The sequence below is a fragment of the Streptomyces sp. NPDC048523 genome (assembly GCF_043199815.1).
In the GTDB taxonomy this organism is placed as follows: domain Bacteria; phylum Actinomycetota; class Actinomycetes; order Streptomycetales; family Streptomycetaceae; genus Streptomyces.
Genome location: NZ_JBICWQ010000003.1, coordinates 420,662 through 438,264 on the forward strand (window position 1 = coordinate 420,662; position 17,603 = coordinate 438,264).

At 71.8% G+C, this 17,603-nt stretch carries 18 protein-coding genes, 1 pseudogene and 1 riboswitch; of the genes and pseudogenes, 9 read left to right on the plus strand and 10 right to left on the minus strand.

All coding sequences use genetic code 11. From position 1 onward, the window contains the following. Positions 1-948 carry an ABC transporter substrate-binding protein gene (locus ACGFWE_RS17725; RefSeq protein WP_352389121.1) on the plus strand — a complete coding sequence of 316 codons (948 nt, stop codon included), beginning with the start codon at positions 1-3 and terminating at the stop codon, positions 946-948. A 6-nt stretch (positions 949-954) separates the two neighbouring features. Here the strand turns inward: ACGFWE_RS17725 and ACGFWE_RS17730 are convergent, their stop codons facing one another. From ACGFWE_RS17730 to ACGFWE_RS17740, 3 genes are read right to left on the minus strand one after another with little or no spacing between them, the layout of a single operon-like run. Continuing rightward, positions 955-1,677 carry an isocitrate lyase/phosphoenolpyruvate mutase family protein gene (locus ACGFWE_RS17730; RefSeq protein WP_393600408.1) on the minus strand — a complete coding sequence of 241 codons (723 nt, stop codon included), beginning with the start codon at positions 1,675-1,677 and terminating at the stop codon, positions 955-957. After that, positions 1,674-2,117 (minus strand): carboxymuconolactone decarboxylase family protein, encoded by a 444-nt coding sequence (locus tag ACGFWE_RS17735; RefSeq protein ID WP_393600409.1) that lies wholly within the window; start codon positions 2,115-2,117, stop codon positions 1,674-1,676. Before ACGFWE_RS17735 ends, ACGFWE_RS17730 begins: the two co-directional genes overlap by 4 nt. Then, positions 2,114-2,611: a carboxymuconolactone decarboxylase family protein gene (locus ACGFWE_RS17740; RefSeq protein ID WP_393600410.1), complete on the minus strand. Its 498-nt coding sequence runs from the start codon at positions 2,609-2,611 to the stop codon at positions 2,114-2,116. Before ACGFWE_RS17740 ends, ACGFWE_RS17735 begins: the two co-directional genes overlap by 4 nt. A 46-nt stretch (positions 2,612-2,657) precedes the next feature. Between ACGFWE_RS17740 and ACGFWE_RS17745 the strand changes: the two genes are divergently transcribed. Beyond that, entirely contained in the window at positions 2,658-4,046 is a 1,389-nt protein-coding gene (locus tag ACGFWE_RS17745) for a PLP-dependent aminotransferase family protein (RefSeq protein WP_393600411.1), read from the plus strand. A gap of 112 nt (positions 4,047-4,158) precedes the next feature. Here the strand turns inward: ACGFWE_RS17745 and ACGFWE_RS17750 are convergent, their stop codons facing one another. Further along, entirely contained in the window at positions 4,159-5,022 is an 864-nt protein-coding gene (locus ACGFWE_RS17750; RefSeq protein ID WP_393600786.1) for a hypothetical protein, read from the minus strand. A gap of 29 nt (positions 5,023-5,051) precedes the next feature. Between ACGFWE_RS17750 and ACGFWE_RS17755 the strand changes: the two are divergent. Both ACGFWE_RS17755 and ACGFWE_RS17760 read left to right on the plus strand, forming a co-directional pair. Further along, a pseudogene (locus tag ACGFWE_RS17755) lies at positions 5,052-5,171 on the plus strand (glutathionylspermidine synthase family protein); the annotation flags it as partial. Positions 5,172-5,328: 157 nt separating this feature from the next. Continuing rightward, a riboswitch (ZMP/ZTP riboswitch) is annotated at positions 5,329-5,418 on the plus strand. A gap of 41 nt (positions 5,419-5,459) precedes the next feature. Beyond that, positions 5,460-6,911: a glycine hydroxymethyltransferase gene (locus tag ACGFWE_RS17760; RefSeq protein WP_393600412.1), complete on the plus strand. Its 1,452-nt coding sequence runs from the start codon at positions 5,460-5,462 to the stop codon at positions 6,909-6,911. A gap of 50 nt (positions 6,912-6,961) precedes the next feature. Here the strand turns inward: ACGFWE_RS17760 and ACGFWE_RS17765 are convergent, their stop codons facing one another. The 3 genes from ACGFWE_RS17765 to ACGFWE_RS17775 form a co-directional block, all read right to left on the minus strand. Beyond that, positions 6,962-7,606: a hypothetical protein gene (locus tag ACGFWE_RS17765; RefSeq protein ID WP_393600788.1), complete on the minus strand. Its 645-nt coding sequence runs from the start codon at positions 7,604-7,606 to the stop codon at positions 6,962-6,964. 245 nt (positions 7,607-7,851) lie between these two features. Next, entirely contained in the window at positions 7,852-8,781 is a 930-nt protein-coding gene (locus tag ACGFWE_RS17770) for a hypothetical protein (protein ID WP_352389115.1), read from the minus strand. Continuing rightward, positions 8,768-9,328: an RNA polymerase sigma factor gene (locus tag ACGFWE_RS17775; protein WP_352389114.1), complete on the minus strand. Its 561-nt coding sequence runs from the start codon at positions 9,326-9,328 to the stop codon at positions 8,768-8,770. Before ACGFWE_RS17775 ends, ACGFWE_RS17770 begins: the two co-directional genes overlap by 14 nt. Before the next feature lie 142 nt (positions 9,329-9,470). Between ACGFWE_RS17775 and trpS the strand changes: the two genes are divergently transcribed. Together trpS and ACGFWE_RS17785 are read left to right on the plus strand one after the other, a co-directional pair. Beyond that, complete coding sequence (trpS, locus tag ACGFWE_RS17780; RefSeq protein ID WP_352389113.1) at positions 9,471-10,484, plus strand: tryptophan--tRNA ligase; 1,014 nt, start codon at positions 9,471-9,473, stop codon at positions 10,482-10,484. A gap of 185 nt (positions 10,485-10,669) precedes the next feature. After that, a complete protein-coding gene (locus ACGFWE_RS17785; RefSeq protein WP_393600413.1) occupies positions 10,670-11,254 on the plus strand; it encodes a 2'-5' RNA ligase family protein in 585 nt (194 codons plus the stop codon). 27 nt (positions 11,255-11,281) lie between these two features. On the opposite strand, the gene ACGFWE_RS17790 is transcribed toward ACGFWE_RS17785, so the two are convergent. Together ACGFWE_RS17790 and ACGFWE_RS17795 are read right to left on the minus strand one after the other, a co-directional pair. Beyond that, positions 11,282-12,037 carry a decaprenylphospho-beta-D-erythro-pentofuranosid-2-ulose 2-reductase gene (locus ACGFWE_RS17790; RefSeq protein ID WP_352389111.1) on the minus strand — a complete coding sequence of 252 codons (756 nt, stop codon included), beginning with the start codon at positions 12,035-12,037 and terminating at the stop codon, positions 11,282-11,284. 47 nt (positions 12,038-12,084) lie between these two features. Beyond that, a complete protein-coding gene (locus ACGFWE_RS17795; protein WP_393600414.1) occupies positions 12,085-13,476 on the minus strand; it encodes an FAD-binding protein in 1,392 nt (463 codons plus the stop codon). Positions 13,477-13,644: 168 nt separating this feature from the next. On the opposite strand from ACGFWE_RS17795, the gene ACGFWE_RS17800 reads away from it, so the two are divergent. After that, positions 13,645-14,556: a YihY/virulence factor BrkB family protein gene (locus ACGFWE_RS17800; RefSeq protein ID WP_352389109.1), complete on the plus strand. Its 912-nt coding sequence runs from the start codon at positions 13,645-13,647 to the stop codon at positions 14,554-14,556. Here the strand turns inward: ACGFWE_RS17800 and ACGFWE_RS17805 are convergent. After that, entirely contained in the window at positions 14,501-15,796 is a 1,296-nt protein-coding gene (locus tag ACGFWE_RS17805; RefSeq protein WP_352389108.1) for a D-alanyl-D-alanine carboxypeptidase, read from the minus strand. The genes ACGFWE_RS17800 and ACGFWE_RS17805 overlap by 56 nt on opposite strands. Positions 15,797-15,887: 91 nt before the next feature. Between ACGFWE_RS17805 and ACGFWE_RS17810 the strand changes: the two genes are divergently transcribed. Together ACGFWE_RS17810 and ACGFWE_RS17815 are read left to right on the plus strand one after the other, a co-directional pair. Beyond that, entirely contained in the window at positions 15,888-16,148 is a 261-nt protein-coding gene (locus tag ACGFWE_RS17810) for an SCO4848 family membrane protein (RefSeq protein WP_352389107.1), read from the plus strand. Positions 16,149-16,154: 6 nt separating this feature from the next. Further along, complete coding sequence (locus ACGFWE_RS17815; protein WP_393600415.1) at positions 16,155-17,435, plus strand: metallophosphoesterase; 1,281 nt, start codon at positions 16,155-16,157, stop codon at positions 17,433-17,435. Positions 17,436-17,603: the final 168 nt, after the last annotated feature.

A 17,603-nucleotide genomic window follows, 5' to 3' on the forward strand; every position in this document is an offset into this window, starting at 1 on the left:
ATGCGACTTCGTACGATCGCCGCGATGAGCTCGCTGGTGCTGCTCACCGGCTGCGGTGCCGCCGACATGACCAAGCAGGCCTCGCCCTTCGCCAACGCCCAGGGGGCCAAGAGCCTGACCCTGTCCGTGCAGTCCTGGGTCGGTGCGCAGGCCAACGTGGCCGTCGCCCAGTACCTGTTGGAGCACAAACTCGGCTACCGCGTCGACACCGTCCAGGTCGACGAGGTCCCCGCCTGGGACGCGCTCAGCCAGGGCCGGGTCGACGCCATCCTGGAGGACTGGGGCCACCCCGAGCAGGAACAGCGGTACGTCAAGGACAAGAAGACGATCACGCCGGGCGGCGGACTAGGCGTGACCGGGCACATCGGCTGGTACGTCCCGACGTACTTCGCCAAGCAGCACCCGGACGTCACCAACTGGAAGAACCTCAACAAGTACGCCTCCCAGCTGCGCACCGCGGAGAGCGGCGGCAAGGGCCAGCTGATGGACGGCTCCCCGTCCTACGTCACCAACGACAAGGCGCTGGTGAAGAACCTGGGCCTGGACTACCAGGTGGTCTTCGCCGGTTCGGAGGCCGCGCAGATCACCCAGATGAAACAGTTCGCCAAGGAGAAGAAGCCCTTCCTCACCTACTGGTACGCCCCCCAGTGGCTGTTCGAGAAGGTCCCGATGACCGAGGTGAAGCTGCCCCCCTACAAGGAGGGCTGCGACGCGGACCCGGCGAAGATCAAGTGCGCCTATCCGCACACCCCGCTCCAGAAGTACCTCAACACGGACTTCGCCAAGTCCGGCGGCAGGGCGGCGGCCTTCCTCAAGAAGTTCAAGTGGACGACCGAGGACCAGAACCAGGTCTCCCTGATGATCGCCGACCAGAAGCTGACACCGGAGGACGCGGCGAAGAAGTGGGTGGACAGCCACCCCTCCACGTGGAAGGCGTGGCTGTCCTGAACGCGGCTACTTCTGGAGACTGTCGGCGATCTCCCGCAACTGCCGGGCCGCCCTGCGCTGGAGCCCCGGCCCGAACGTGACGCGAGTGGCCCCGAGTCCACCGAGTTCGGTGGGCGAGGGGCCCTCGCCGTCCAGCCGCCCCAACACGTTGAGCGGCCCCTGGATCCCGGACCGCAGCAACGGCAGTACGTCCGCCGGGGCGCCGATCGGATAGACGCAGTCGGCACCCGCGGCGACATACAGCGCGGCCCGCTCGATGGCCCGCTCGGGATCGCCGTCGCCGTAGGCGAACGTGTCCACGCGGGCGTTGACGAACAGCCGGTCACCGGCCGCGTACCGGACTTCGGCGAGCCAGTCGGCGTGCCGGCGTGGGTCCTTGAGGGTTCCTTTCTCGGAGTCCTCCAGGTTGCAGCCCACGGCCCCCGCCTCCAGCAGCCGCTCCACCAGCTCCCTCGGGGCCAGCCCGTACCCGCCCTCGACGTCCGCCGACACCGGGATGTCCACGGCCCCGCAGACGCGCGCCACCGCGGCGAACATCTCGTCGGCCGGCGTCGACCCGTCCTCGTGGCCGAGCGCGGCCGCGATCCCCGCGCTGGGCGTGGCGAGCGCCGGGAACCCGACCTCCTCGCACACCCGGGCGCTGACCGCGTCCCAGGGACCGGGCAGGACGAGGGGATCGCCCGGGAGGCGGCTGCGGTGCAGGCCGCGAAAGACGTCCACCTTGCTCACGGTCGGTACCCCCCGGGCGGGATCCGGCGGGCGACCATCACCCGGTTCCAGTTGTTGATGGCGACGATCAGCCCGATGAGATGGGCGAGTCGGCCGTCGTCGAAGTGCTTGGCGGCGCCGGCGTACACGTCGTCCGGCACGAAACCGTCCGTCAGGACCGTCACCGCCTCGGTCAGCGCGAGCGCGGCCCGCTCCCGCTCGTCGAAGACGCCCTCCGCCTCCTCCCACGCGGCCAGCAGGTCCAACTGGCGCTCACTCACCCCGTGCTCGCGGGCGATCGCCAGATGCATGTCCAGGCAGAACGCGCAGTGGTTGAGCTGCGAGGCCCGGATGACGACCAGTTCGGCGAGGGCCGGGTCGCCGAGTCCCTGTTTCGCGGTGGCGCTGAGCGCGGACAGGGCCCGGCCGACCTCGCGGTCCAGGACGTCCGTACGGCTCACTGGTGCTGCCCCGCCTCGTAGTGGCCCGGGACCATACGGCACGTCACACCGAACCGGTTCCACGCGTTGATCACCGTGATCGCGGCGATCAGCTGGGCCAGCTCCGCCTCCTCGAAGTGCTTGGCCGCGTGCTCGTACACCTCGTCCGGCACGAAGCCGTCGGTGAGGACCGTGACCGCGTCGGTCAGTTCGAGGGCCGCGACCTCCTTCTCCGTGTAGAAGTGCTTCGACTCCTCCCATGCCCCGAGCTGGATGATCCGCTCGACGCTCTCACCGGCCGCGAGGGCGTCCTTGGAGTGCATGTCGACGCAGAACGCGCAGTGGTTGATCTGCGAGGCGCGGATCTTCACCAGCTCGAGGAGCCGGGGGTCGAGGCCGCGCCGGGCGGCCGTGTCGAGGCGGAGCATCGCCTTGTAGACCTCGGGGGCGTGCTGGGCCCAGGACAGGCGGGGCGGGTGTTCGGGGCTGTACCGGACGGTTTCCTCTGTGGTCATGTCTCGACCCTAGGAGCCGGGCAGCCCAAGGGTATGGTCCACTTTCATGGCGAAACTCCGGGCCACTTTCGGCATCGACCTGCATCTGGAACCCACCGGAGGGGGCGTCCGGCGGGGCCTCACCGACGCCCTGCGCGAGGCCGTCCGCACCGGCCGTCTCGCCCCCGGCACCCGGCTGCCCTCCTCCCGCGCCCTCGCCGCCGACCTGGGCATCGCCCGCAACACCGTCGCCGACGCCTACGCCGACCTGGTCGCCGAGGGCTGGCTCACCGCCCGCCAGGGCTCGGGCACCCACGTCTCGCAGCGAACGGTGGTCCCGCCCACCGGCCCCGCACCCCGCCCCCGCGAACCCGGGCGCCCCACCCACAACCTCGTGCCCGGCACCCCCGACCTCGCCTCCTTCCCGCGCGCGGAATGGCTCAAGGCCGCCCGCCGCGCCCTCGCCACCGCCTCCTACCAGGCCCTCGACTACGGCGATCCGCGCGGGCGCATCGAACTGCGCACCGCCCTCGCCGAGTACCTCTCCCGCGCCCGCGGGGTGCGCGCCGACCCCGAACACATCCTGGTCTGCGCCGGTATCTCGCACGGCCTGCGCCTCCTCGGCGCGGTGCTGCGGGCCCGGGGCGCCCGCACGGTCGCCGTGGAGTCGTACGGCCTCGACGTGCACTGGAACCTGCTCGATGCCGCCGGTCTGCGGACCGTGCCGCTGCCGTTCGACGAACGCGGCACGGACCCGGGGGAGTTGACCGACCAGGACGCGGTGCTGCTCACCCCCGCCCACCAGTTCCCGATGGGCGGCACCCTGCACCGCGACCGCCGTTCGGCCGTCGTCGAGTGGGCGCGCCGCACCGGCGGGGTGGTCGTCGAGGACGACTACGACGGCGAGTTCCGCTACGACCGCCAGCCCGTCGGCGCCCTCCAGGGCCTGGACCCCGACCACGTCGTCCACGCGGGCACAGCCAGCAAGTCCCTCGCCCCCGGCCTCCGGCTGGGCTGGCTGGTGCTGCCGCCCGGCCTCATGGAGGAGGTGCTGACCGCCAAGGGCGGCATCGACTCCTGCGGCTCCCTCGACCAGCTGACCCTCGCCGAGTTCCTCGTCTCCGGTGCCTACGACCGCCATGTGCGCGCCGCCCGACTGCGCTACCGGCGCCGCCGCGACGCCCTCGTCGCCGAGCTCGCGCGGCGGGCCCCGAAGGTCCACGCCACCGGGATCGCGGCCGGTCTGCACGTGGTGCTGCGGCTCCCGCCGGGCACCGAGCAGTCGGCGCTGCGGGCGGCGGCCTGGCAGGGCCTCGCGGTCCACGGACTGCACCGCTACCAGCACCCCGAGGCCACCGTCGAGCGACGCGACGCACTCGTCGTGGGCTACGGCACACCGCCGGACCACGCCTGGTCGGGAGCGCTGGAGGCGCTGTGCGCGGTGCTGCCCGAATGACGCCGCGACGGGATCCGCAGGGCCGACGGCTCGGCGATTTCGGCGTGGTGGTCCGGGAGGCGCACCACCTCTCACTCCATCGAGCCGCACCGGGCAGTAACTCAAGCGACCCTTACGGGATGCGGAGAGGGGACTGCGGAGCCGAATGCTCCGGGGCCTCCCCGAACCTGGCCAGCGCCAGCGCCCCCGCGACGGCCACCGCGAAACCCAGCACCGCCACCCACGTCAGCCCCTCCCGGGTACGGTCCCCGAGCCACACCACCCCCACCAGCGCGGGCCCGATCGTCTCCCCGATCACCATCCCGGCGGTCGCCGTGGTCACCGACCCCCGCTGCAGCGCCGAGGTCAGCGACAGAAAGGCCGCACCACCGCCGACGAGGAGCGCGTACGTCGCCGGGTTGGCCAGCAGTGCCGACGGCGCGAGCGAGTCGATCAGGCGTACCGCCACCTCGACCACCCCGAACCCGAACCCGGCACCCAGCCCGAGCGCCAACGCCCGCCCCCGGTCCGGCAGTCGCCCACCCAGCAGTGCCAGGGCCAGCACCGCCAGGGCCGTCCCGAGCATCGCGTACTTCAAGGCCGCAGGGCCGCCCCGGTCGCCCTCCGTCCCGGACGCGATCCCCAGCAGCGCCATCCCCGCGCACACCACCCCGACCGCGCCCCACTCGGCCCCGCTCAGCCGAACCCGCAGCAGCCGCGCCGACACCACCGCGGTCACCGCGAGACTCGACGCGAGCGCCGCGCCGACCGCATAGATCGGGACCGACCGCAACGCGGCGATCTGCAACAGGAAGCCCACCCCGTCCAGGGCCAGCCCCGCCAGATACCGCCACTGCCGCACCGCCCGCAGGAACAGCGTCACCGCGAACGCCGTCCCCTCGCCGTCACCGCCGCCCGCGTCCGCCGCACGCGCCGCCATCGCCTGCAGCACGGTGGCCGTGCCGAAGCAGACCGCGGCACCCAGAGCACACACCATTCCGAAGAGCACGAAGTGACCTTAGGGGCAACCACGTCGTCCTCGGCGCCTGGATCGTGGAGAACGAGTCGGCGGGCCTGGGCATCCGGGAGTCCTCCGGCCTGGTCACCGACGAGTACGCGCGCTTTCTGCCGCATGTGATCCTCTGAGGCCGGTGAGGGCCCTCGGGCCGGAGTGCCGACGAGCTGGGCTGCGAGACCCGGAACCCGCCCGGCGCCCGACCCCGGAACCCGCCGCCCGGCCTCGAAGCCGTCGCTCGCATGGTGGACGTCGCGCAGGTGCCCTTCGGCGTGCCCGGTAGGCTGGCCGGCAGGCCGTGACTGGCGCGCAGGGATGGGACGGACCATCGGGGAGCGGCCTGTGAGTGACCAAGTGCCGTGCGCCTGGGCCGAACCGTGATCCGTGACCGCTTCAAGCCACGCAGCCCGGAGGCCGCCATGTCAGAGCAGCAGCCCCTGTCCACCGAGTCCACGGCCTTCCGCGCCGCCCTCGACGTGATCCGCGCCGTCGAGCCGCGCGTAGCCGACGCCATCGGCCAGGAGGTCCACGACCAGCGCGAGATGCTCAAGCTGATCGCCTCCGAGAACTACGCCTCCCCGGCCACCCTCCTCGCGATGGGCAACTGGTTCAGCGACAAGTACGCCGAGGGCACCATCGGCCGCCGCTTCTACGCCGGCTGCCGCAACGTCGACACCGTCGAGTCCCTGGCCGCCGAGCACGCAAGGGAGCTCTTCGGCGCCCGGCACGCCTACGTCCAGCCGCACTCCGGCATCGACGCCAACCTCGTCGCCTTCTGGTCCGTCCTCGCCCAGCGCGTGGAGGTCCCCGCCCTGGAGAAGGCCGGCGTCCGCCAGGTCAACGACCTCTCCGACGCCGACTGGGCCGAGCTCCGCCAGGCCTTCGGCAACCAGCGCATGCTCGGCATGTCCCTGGACGCCGGCGGCCACCTCACCCACGGCTTCCGCCCCAACATCTCCGGCAAGATGTTCGACCAGCGCTCCTACGGCACCGACCCCGCCACCGGCCTTGTCGACTACGACGCGCTGCGCGCCTCGGCCCGCGAGTTCAAGCCGCTGATCATCGTCGCCGGCTACTCGGCCTACCCCCGGCTGGTGAACTTCCGGATCATGCGCGAGATCGCCGACGAGGTCGGCGCCACGCTCATGGTCGACATGGCCCACTTCGCCGGTCTCGTCGCCGGCAAGGTCCTCACCGGCGACTTCGACCCGGTCCCGCACGCCCAGATCGTCACGACCACCACCCACAAGTCCCTGCGCGGCCCGCGCGGCGGCATGGTGCTGTGCGACGACTCCCTCAAGGACCAGGTCGACCGCGGCTGCCCGATGGTCCTCGGCGGCCCGCTCCCGCACGTCATGGCCGCCAAGGCCGTCGCCCTCGCCGAGGCCCGGCAGCCCTCCTTCCAGGACTACGCCCAGCGGATCGTCGACAACTCCCGCGCCCTGGCCGAGGGCCTGATGCGCCGTGGCGCCACCCTGGTCACCGGCGGCACCGACAACCACCTCAACCTGATCGACGTGACCTCCTCCTACGGCCTCACCGGCCGCCAGGCCGAGGCCGCCCTGCTCGACTCGGGCATCGTCACCAACCGCAACGCCATCCCGGCCGACCCCAACGGCGCCTGGTACACCTCCGGCATCCGCATCGGCACCCCCGCCCTGACCACCCGTGGTCTCGGCACCGCCGAGATGGACGAGGTCGCCGGTCTCATCGACCGAGTCCTCACCACCACGGAGCCCGGCACCACCAAGTCGGGGGCGCCCTCCAAGGCCCAGCACGTCCTGGACCCGAAGGTCGCGGACGAGATCTCCCACCGGGCCACCGACCTCGTTGCCGGTTTCCCGCTGTACCCGGAGATCGACCTCGGCTGACCCCCGTCCTCTGTCGAGTCCTCTCTTGAGTTGTCAAAGACCGGTGACTCCTAGAGATCGATGAGTTCCTGACGTGGTTCGTCCCGCGGCGGTCCGGCTCCTGGCCCGGCCGCCGCGCGGCGTATCAGCCGCGTGCCGCCGGCCCCCGCGGCGAATCCCACGACGAGCCCCGGTACTGCCCACCACACGCCACGCTCCGGACCGGACGCACCCTTGGCCCCCTCGCCCTGACCCTGACCGGCACCGCCCGCGAGGCCCGCCCGGTCCAGCCGGTCGAACACCGCCCGGGGAGCCCGGTGCCAGCGAATGTCGTCGTCCTCCTGCTCCGGTGCCGGATCCGAGCGCACCCACGGCGTGCCGTCCCCGGCCAGGAACAGCTGGTCCTGCCGCGCCACCGCCACATCACCACCCGGCGCCGAATCCGTCCGGGGCCAGCCGCCCACCCCCGTCAGCCCCCACACCACGGTGAACCGCACCGGCGGATACCGGCCCTCCCCCCAGGCGTCCGAGACCCGCTCCGTGCCCGTGTATGTGGGCTGCAGCAACTCCCACAGACGCGTGAAGTACGGCTCGTCGGCACGCACGGCCTTCGTCCGCCCCGAGCCGCCGGTGACGACCATCGCCAGGTCGGGCCTGTCCAGGCCCGCCTCCCGCGCCGGCGGTGGCGCCGCGTCGGCCGCGGGCGCCGCGAACACGGTCACCGCCGCCACCGCCGGTGCGAGCACCGCGAGTGCCCTGCGCGGCCCGAGCCGCAGTTTTGCCAGTGTGCTCCGCACTGTCGTCCCCCTCGATCGACGCACCCACGCTTCCCCAAGCTCGCGAGCACCTCCTTTCGTCACCCATCACGCATGTCCTGCCGCGGCCCCGGCTTCCCGCGCAGCGAGCCGCGTGTCACTTCTGGTACACCGCCCGGCCCGGCGGGGTTCCCACCTCGCCCGCACTAATCCGAGGGCTTCCCGGCACCCTTGCTCCCGGGCTCGCCGAGGGACCGCGCGATCTCCACGGCCCGCGCCTTCGACGCGACCCCCTCCAGCCGCAGCGTCACCTCCGGCACGTCCAAGACGTCCGACCCGTGCGTCCACAGCAGCGTCGGCCCGGCAGTGCGCTGCTCGCGGGTGTAGTGGGAGCCCGCCGCGTCCACCAGCCAGAAACTCAGCAGGTGCGGTCGCGGAAACCACAGAGCCGTGTCCTTGACCGCTTCGAGGCCCGAGGGGTCCGAGGAGTCCCCGCGCAGCGAGAGCCACTCCGGCTGCTCCCGCACACTCTTGGTGAAGCCGATGTCCAGACGGGCCGGGTACTCGTCCAGCCGGACGGTGCGCCCCCGCTCACGCCAGCACAGGCTCACCAGGGACCGCCCCCGCGGCTCGGCCGTCACCGTGACCACGTCCGGAGCGCCGAGCGTGGCCGGCACCAGTGGCTCGAACCCCGCCCGCCGCTCGGCCTGTCCCAGCGACACCGAGCGCCCACAACCGGGCACCTCGGCCCCCGGTGAGGGCACCGCCGAGGGGTCGTACCGCACCTCGACCCCGCCGAAGTCGAACCAGTCCAGGACAGCCGCCCGCACCGGAGGTGTGAGCGCGAGGACCGCCAGCAGCCCGCACAGGCTCGCGGCCAGCGAACGCCACCGCGCCCGCGTCCACCGCCGCACCGCCCGCAGCCGCTCACCGGGGCCCGGCGCCCGGGCCACCGGGACCGGCAGCCGCTCGGCGAGTATCTGCTCCAGCACCCGCTCCACCATCGACTCGGACCTGCCCGCACCCGGCGCGTCCAGCGAACGCCCGAGCGCCCGCAGCTCCTCGGGCAGCCGGGACGCACGCTCCCGCGCGCTCCCGTCGGCGCCCTCACCGCCGTAGGCCTCACCCACGCTCATCACCCCCTTCCCGGGGCTCGACATCGGGCAGCAGCTTGCCGAGCTTGCGCAGCGCGCGGTTCAGACGGGACTTCACCGTCCCCCGGGGCCAGCCCAGGGCCTGGGCCGTCTCGGACTCGTCCATCTCCAGCAGATAGCGGTAGGTGACGACCAGCCGGTGTTCCTCGCTCAGCCTCTCCAGCGCGGACTCCAGTGCGGCGCGGCGCTCTATCTCCACGGCCGCGACCGCCGGGTCCGCCGATTCCGGTATCAGCGGCTCGGCCTCCGCGAAGGCCGCCTCGCGACCGACGAGGGTGCGCTGGCGTGCCGCCGTGCGCACCGTGTTCCTCGTCTCATTGGCCACGATGGACATGAACCACGGCTTGAAAGCCGAGCCCTCCCTGAAGCGGCCGAGCGAGCAGTACGCCTTGACGAAGGCCTGCTGCACCACGTCCTCCGCGTCCGCACCCGCCCCGAGCGCGGTGGCCGCTCGCATCGCCAGACCGGTATGGGCCCGCACCAGCTCCGCGTACGCCTCCGGATCCCCGGCGCGTACGCGTGCGATCACCGCGGCCTCATCGACGATGCGGCCCCCCTCCCGCGTCCTCACACGATGGATACACCGCCCGGACCGAATCGGTTCCCACCCGTGGCACATCTGTTTCCGGCTGGTTCCGGATCGCCCCCCGGCACCTGAGAGAATGGTGGGCATGGCTTCAGACCGACCCCGCGTGCTCTCCGGAATCCAGCCCACCGCAGGCTCGTTCCACCTCGGCAACTACCTCGGCGCCGTCCGCCAGTGGGTGGCCCTGCAGGAGACCCACGACGCGTTCTACATGGTCGTCGACCTGCACGCGATCACGGTTCCGCAGGACCCGAAGGAGCTCACGGCCAACACCCGCCTGGCCGCGGCCCAGCTCCTCGCCGCGGGCCTCGACCCGGAGCGCTGCACGCTCTTCGTCCAGAGCCACGTCCCCGAGCACGCCCAGCTCGCCTGGGTCATGAACTGCCTCACCGGCTTCGGCGAGGCCTCCCGCATGACCCAGTTCAAGGACAAGTCCGCCCGGCAGGGCGCCGACAGCGCGAGCGTCGGCCTGTTCACGTATCCGATCCTCCAGGTCGCGGACATCCTGCTCTACCAGGCCAACGAGGTCCCGGTCGGTGAGGACCAGCGTCAGCACGTCGAGCTGACCCGCGACCTCGCCGCCCGCTTCAACGGCCGCTTCGGCGAGACCTTCACGATCCCGAAGCCGTACATCCTCAAGGAGACGGCGAAGATCTACGACCTCCAGGACCCGTCGATCAAGATGAGCAAGTCGGCGTCCACGCCGAAGGGCCTCATCAACCTCCTCGACGAGCCGAAGGCCACCGCCAAGAAGGTCAAGAGCGCGGTCACGGACACCGACACCGTCATTCGCTACGACGCCGAGAACAAGCCGGGCGTCAGCAACCTGCTCACCATCTACTCGACCCTGACCGGCACCGGCGTCCCGGAGCTGGAGCAGCAGTACGAGGGCAAGCTCTACGGCGCGCTCAAGACGGACCTCGCCGAGATCGTCGTCGACTTCGTCACGCCGTTCCGGGAGCGGACCCAGCAGTACCTGGACGACCCGGAGACGCTGGACTCGATCCTGGCCAAGGGTGCGGAGAAGGCCCGCGCGGTCGCCGCGGAGACCCTCTCGCAGACGTACGAGAAGGTCGGCTTCCTGCCCGCCAAGCACTGATCGCCGCCCGGCCCGTCGGCACCGGCCGCGGGCACCGGGCGTACCACCGCACACCAGCACCACCGGACAGAGCGCTGCACATCACTATGCCTGCGCCTGCCCACAGCACAGCCGTGGCCGTACAGTCGATAGGCGGACGGCCGGGAACGAATCCGACAGGGCGACAGGGACGAACAGGAGACGACGTGGGGACCGTAACGATCGGTGTGTCGATCTCGGTCCCGGAGCCTCACGGCAGCCTGCTCCAGGAGCGGCGCGCGGGCTTCGGCGACGCCGCGGCTCACGGTATCCCCACCCATGTCACGCTGCTGCCGCCCACAGAGGTCGAGGACACCGCGCTGACCGCCATCGAGGCGCACCTCACCGAGGTCGCCGCGGCGGGCCGGCCGTTCCCGATGAAGCTGTCCGGCACCGGCACCTTCCGGCCGCTGTCACCCGTCGTCTTCGTCCAGGTCGCCCAGGGCGCCGAGGCCTGCACCTGGCTCCAGAAGCAGGTCCGTGACGCCTCGGGGCCGGTCGCGCGGGAACTCCAGTTCCCGTACCACCCGCACGTCACCGTGGCCCACGGCATCGACGAGGCGGCCATGGACCGCGCCTTCGAGGAGCTCGCCGACTTCGAGGCCGAGTGGCCCTGCACCGGCTTCGCGCTCTACGAGCAGGGCGCCGACGGGGTGTGGCGCAAGCTGCGCGAGTTCACCTTCGGGAGATCGGCCGTACCGCCGCAGGCGGGGCACGTGGAGCGCGGCTCCCTGCCCACCAGCCAGCTGTAACTCCTGGTACAGCTGCTGTAACCGCAGTTACAGCGGCAGCCGCCGGAACACCGCCCGCGGGACATGCCGCACCGCCGCCATCACCACCCGCAGCACTCCGGGCACCCACACTGTCTCAGAGCGGCGCCGCAGACCCAGCTCGATCGCCGTCGCGACGGCCTCCGGAGTGGTCGCGAGGGGCGCCTCCTCCAGACCGGCCGTCATCCTCGACCGCACGAACCCGGGCCGTACGACCATCACGTGCACGCCCGTGCCGTGCAGGGCGTCGCCGAGCCCCTGGGCGAAGACGTCGAGGCCGGCCTTGCTGGAGCCGTAGATGAAGTCGGCGCGGCGGGCGCGCTCGCCGGCGACCGAGGAGAGCACGACGAGCGAACCGTGCCCCTGGGTCTGCAACGCGCGCGCGGACACCAGACCGGCCGAGACGGCGCCCGTGTAGTTGGTCTGAGCCACCCGCACCGCGGCGACCGGCTCCCGCTCGTCGTGGGCCTGGTCGCCGAGGATCCCGAAGGCGAGCAGCACCATGTCGACGTCGCCCTCGGCGAACACCTTCCCGAGCACCGCCTCGTGGGACTCGGGGTCCAGCGCGTCGAAGGCGACGGTGTGGACCTCGGCCCCCAGAGAGCGCAATTGCGTGGCGGCCGACTCCAGGGCGGGGGACGGGCGTCCCGCCAGCCACACCGTGCGGGTGCGACGGACGACGAGACGGCGGACGGTGGCCAGCGCGATCTCGGACGTACCGCCGAGGACGAGCAGGGACTGAGGGATGCCGAAGGCGTCCTTCACGAGCAGCTCCTTGGGAGGGCCGGGGATCTTCAGAGGACTCAGAGGACTCAGAGGGCGAGACGGCGGGACAGGTCGGAGGTGAACACCCCGCGCGGATCCAGCTGCGCGCGCAGCGCGCGGAAGTCGTCGAGGCGCGGGTACATCGCGGCGAGCAGCTCCGGCCGCAGGCGGGAGTCCTCGGCGAGGCAGACCCGCCCGCCGGCCGCGGCCACCACCTCGTCCAGCTCGTCGAGGAGGGCGCCGAGGCCCGGCAGGCCGGCCGGGGCGTCCAGGGCCAGGGTCCAGCCGGGCACCGGGAAGGAGAGCCATCCGGGATCGGCGTCCCCGAACCGCTTGAGGACGGCGAGGAAGGACGGACACCGCTGTCCGCCGACCCGCCGCACGATCCGGCGCAGCGCCTCCTCCTGGCCGTGCCCGACGACGAACTGGTACCGCACGAAGCCGCCGCGGCCGTAGACCCGGTTCCAGTGGGGCACGCCGTCCAGCGGGTGGAAGAAGGCGGAGATCTCCTGCAGCCGGCCGGTACGCGCGCGGGGCGCCTTCCGGTACCGGAGCTCGTTGAACAGCCCCACGGTCGTGCGGTTGACCAGCCCTTCGGGAAGGAAGGCGGGCGGGCCCGGGAAGCGCGGGGGGCGGAAGGCCGACGGGGCTCTACGCGCGCGTGTGCCCCCGGCGAGCGGTCCCGCCGCCTCCAGCTGCCCCGCTGTCTCCAGCGCCTCCAGCGAGGCGTGGTCGCCCCGGGTCAGCACCGCCCGCCCCGTCGCCGCCCCGCGGGCCAGCAGGTCGATCCAGGCGACCGAGTAGCGGTAACCGCGATCCCCGGTGGTCAGACGGGCCATCAGATCGTCCAGGTCCCGCGCGCGTTCGGTGTCGACCGACATCAATGAGGTCTCGACCGGCTGGAGCTGGACCGTCGCGGTGAGGATCATCCCGGTCAGGCCCAGGCCGCCGGTGGTCGCGTCGAACAGGGGCGTGCCGCGGCGCACGCTGCGGATCGCGCCGTCGGCGGTGAGGAGCTCGAAGGACAGCACATGGCGGGAGAAGGAGCCGGACACATGGTGGTTCCTGCCGTGGACGTCCGCGCCGATCGCGCCGCCGACCGTGACGTAGCCGGTGCCGGGCGTCACCGGCACGAACCAGCCCAGGGGCAGCAGCACCTCCATGAGCCGGTGCAGGGAGACGCCCGCGTCGCACAGCACGGTGCCGCCCTCGGCGTCGATCGCGTGGACGCGGTTCAGAGCGGTCATGTCGAACACCGCGCCGCCGGCGTTCTGCGCCGCGTCCCCGCAGGCCCGCCCCAGGCCCCTCGGGATGCCGCCGCGGGTCCCGCGGTCCCGGACGGCGGCCACGGCCTCCTCGTAGCTCCGCAGGCGGATCGGACGGGTCGCGGTGGGGGCGGTGCGGCCCCATCCCGTGACGGGAACGGTGTCGGCAGACATGCCGGTGACCGTATCGCCGCTATAGGGGCAATCAGCTCATAAACCCCATCTCCCTACTCGGAATGGGTGATTAATGGGATGTCGCTCAATATGGCCGGAGTTCAGTGCCGGGGAGGTTCGCAGGGGTACTCACACATCGGTCTTCCGCACGGAGGGCAAGATCCGCTCATGGACTGGCTGAAGAGACTCCCCGTCGTCGGGCCGCTCTGGGTGCGCCTGACGGCCACGCACGCGTGGCGGTCGTACGAGCGGCTGGACCGGGTGAAGTGGACCCGGCTGGCCGCCGCGATGACGTTCTCCAGCTTCGTCGCGCTGTTCCCGCTGCTCACCGTGGCCGCCGCGATCGCCGCCGCGACGCTCAGCACGGAGCAGCAGAACGACCTCCAGGACAAGATCGCCGACCAGGTCCCCGGCATCTCCGACCAGCTGAACATCGGCGACCTGGTGCAGAACGCCGGCACCGTCGGCCTCATCGCCGCGGCCGCCCTGCTGTTCACCGGCATCGGCTGGGCCGGCTGGATGCGCGAGTGTCTGCGCGCGGTGTGGGAGCTGCCCGACGAGGACGAGAACCCGATCCTGCGCAGGGGCAAGGACCTGGGCATCCTGGTCGGGCTCGGCGGCGCCGTCCTGGTCACGCTCGCCATCTCCACCGTCGCCTCCGCGCTGGTCGACTGGATCGGCGGGGAACTGGGCCTCCAGGAGGGCGGCGCGGGCCGGGCGCTGCTGCGCGTCGCCGCGTTCGTCATCGCCGTACTCGCCGACTTCCTGCTCCTGCTGTACGTGCTGACCCTGCTCCCCGGGGTCGAGCCGACGCGCCGCCGGCTGTTCGTCGCCGCGCTGACCGGCGCGGTCGGCTTCGAACTGCTGAAGCTGCTGCTGAGCGGCTATATGCAGGGCGTGGCGACGAAGAGCATGTACGGCGCGTTCGGCGTCCCCGTCGCCCTGCTGCTGTGGATCAACTTCACGGCGAAGCTGGTGCTGTTCTGCGCCGCGTGGACGGCGACGGGGAGCAAGGAGCAGGAGCTCACGGACGGGGCGAGCGACGACGTACCAGATCCGGCAGCGGCCAGCGGCGGTTGACGAGGAACGCGGCGCCCGCGAGCAGCACGACGAGCCCGCCGGCGATCGCGAAGGCCGTCCCCATGCCGCGGGAGCCGCCGTCGGCCGTGGCCGACGCGACCGGCTTCGCCGAAGCCCCCTGACCCGCGGACTCCCCGGAGCCGCCGGAACCACCCCCGGCCTCACCGGAGGTCCCCGGCTGCGCGGCGCCCTTGGGCGGCACCAGCTCACCCACCGGCTGCACCTTGCCGGCCGCCTTGAAGCCCCAGTCGAAGAGCTTCGCGGTCTCCTTGTAGACCTCGTTGTGCTCTTCCTTCGACGGGTTCATGACGGTGACGAGCAGCACCCTGCCATTGCGCTCGGCGACGCCCGTGAAGGTGGCGCCGGCATTGGTGGTGTTGCCGTTCTTCACACCTGCGATGCCCTGGTACTGCGCGATGTCGTAGTCGCCGCTCAGCAGCCGGTTGGTGTTCTGGATCTCGAAGGGCTTGCGGACGAGCTTGCCCTTCTTGTCCTTCTTCGACTCGCCCGGGAACTTCGCGGTGACCGTCGAGCAGTACTCGCGGAAGTCCTTCTTCTGCAGCCCGGAGCGGGCGAACAGGGTCAGGTCGTAGGCCGAGGAGACCTGGCCGGGGGCGTCGTAGCCGTCGGGGCTGACCACGTGCGTGTCGAGGGCCTGGAGCTCCTCGGCGTGCTCGTTCATCTCCTGGACGGTCTTGGCGACGCCCTTGTTCATCGCCGACAGGACATGTACCGCGTCGTTGCCGGAGCGAAGGAAAACACCGAGCCACAGATCGTGGACCGTGTACGTCTCGCCCTCCTTTATCCCGACGAGGCTGGAGCCGGCGCCCATGCCCGCGAGGTCGGAGGGGACGACCTTGTGCTTCCCGGTCTTGGGGAACTTCGGCAGCACGGTGTCCGCGAAGAGCATCTTCATGGTGCTCGCGGGAGGCAGCCGCCAGTGCGCGTTGTGCGAGGCCAGCACATCGCCGGACTCGGCGTCGGTGACGATCCAGGAGCGCGCGGTGATGTCCTTCGGCAGCACCGGGACGCCGCTCGCGAGATTGACCTGTGTGCCCGCCTGCCCGAGCCGCGCGCCGCCCACGGTCGACATCCTCGCCGGGGGAGTGGCGCTCGGGGACGCGCTGGGTGAGGGGTGGGGAGCCGCGAGGGCGACAGGCGCGGTCAGCGCGAGGGACGACAGGGCGGCGGAGGTGACCAGCAGGGATCGTCCGGCGGTCTTCTTGTGGGGTGCGGACACGCTCAGGAACGTACATGCCGCGGACGGCGAAGTCCCGGCGCCCTCCCCACCCCGGCCGCCGAATCGGCCAACGGACCGCGATACTGGACCCATGAAGCTCAGCCGCCCCGTCTCCTGGTTCCTGCTCGCCTTCGGGGTGTGGAGCTGGATCATCTGGATCACTTTCGTCAAGAACCTCGTCAAGGACGCCAGCGGGCTCGCGTTCGACGACGCGGGCGACCCGACGGGCTACTTCTGGGTGCACCTGCTGCTGGCTGTCGTCTCCTTCGTACTGGGGACGGTCGTCGGGCTCATCGGGTTGCGTTCGGTGCGCGTACTGCGCCGGAACTCACAGCCGACCCCCGAGAGTTAGCAGACCGTGGTCATCGTCTTCGCACTGCTCGCCCTCACCGTCCTCGTGACGGCCAACTGGTATCTGTGGCGTCGCCTGTTCCGCGACACCACCGAAGGCCCCGGCCGGGTCCGCCGCGCGGGCGCGGTGCTCATCGGGGGCGGCTGGGTACTGGCGGTCGCCGCCCTGGTCGCGGAGCGCACCGGCGCCCCCTTCTGGCTCCAGCGCGTGCTCGCGTGGCCCGGCTTCCTGTGGCTGGCGCTGTCGATCTACCTGCTGCTCGCGGTCGTGGCGGGAGAGGTCGTACGGCCCCTGCTGCGCCGTGTCCTCGAACGCCGGGACGGGCGCGGGGAGCCGGCCGTGGCCGCCGTACCGCAGCCGGAGCGGGTGCCCGCGGGAGCGCCGGCCGAGAAGCCGCAGGAGCCGGGCGAGGGCGGGCCGGCGTCCGAGGGGCCGCGGGAACCCGGGCCGCCCACCCCGGTCCCCTCCCGCCGCCTGTTCGTCTCCCGGGTGGTCGCCGGAGCCGCCGCCGCGGCCGCCGTGGGGACCGTCGGCCAGGGCACCTACGGCGTCCTGCGCGGCCCCAGGGTCAAGCGGGTCACCGTGCCGCTGGCGAAGCTCCCGCGCGCGGCGCACGGCTACCGGATCGCGGTGGTCAGCGACATCCATCTGAGCCCGGTGCTCGGCCGCGGGTTCGCCCAGAAGGTCGTCGACACGATCAACTCCACCCGGCCCGACCTGATCGCGGTCGTCGGCGACCTGGTCGACGGCAGCGTGAAGGACCTCGGCCCGGCCGCCGCCCCCCTGGCCCGGCTCGAGGCACGGCACGGCTCGTTCTTCGTCACCGGCAACCACGAGTACTTCTCCGGCGCCGAGCAGTGGGTCGAGGAGGTACGGCGGCTCGGTCTGCGCCCGCTGGAGAACGACCGCACCGAACTGGCCTGGTTCGACCTCGCCGGCGTCAACGACATCGCGGGCGAGAGCGAGGGCCAGGGCCCCGACTTCGCCAAGGCCCTCGGCGACCGGGACACGGCACGCGCGTGCGTGCTCCTCGCCCACCAGCCGGTCCAGATCCACGACGCGGTCGAGCACGGCGTCGACCTCCAGCTCTCCGGCCACACCCACGGCGGCCAGCTCTGGCCCGGCAACCTCGTCGCGGAGCTCGCGAACCCGACCGTCGCCGGTCTGGAGCGCTACGGCGACACCCAGCTCTACGTCAGCCGCGGCGCCGGCGCCTGGGGCCCGCCCACGCGCGTGGGCGCCCCCTCGGACATCACGGTGATCGAACTGGCGTCGAAGCAGGCCTGAACAACGCCTGAAGGATCTTCCTCGGGAGACTCTGTGAGAGCCCTGTGAAACATGGCCGAAATGCCTTGCGGTAACGTCTTGCCCAACTCCCCAAATCCCTCTTCCCCCAGGTGAAACACCTGTGATTAGGTGATCCGCGCCACTAGGGGTGGCATGTGTACTGGGACC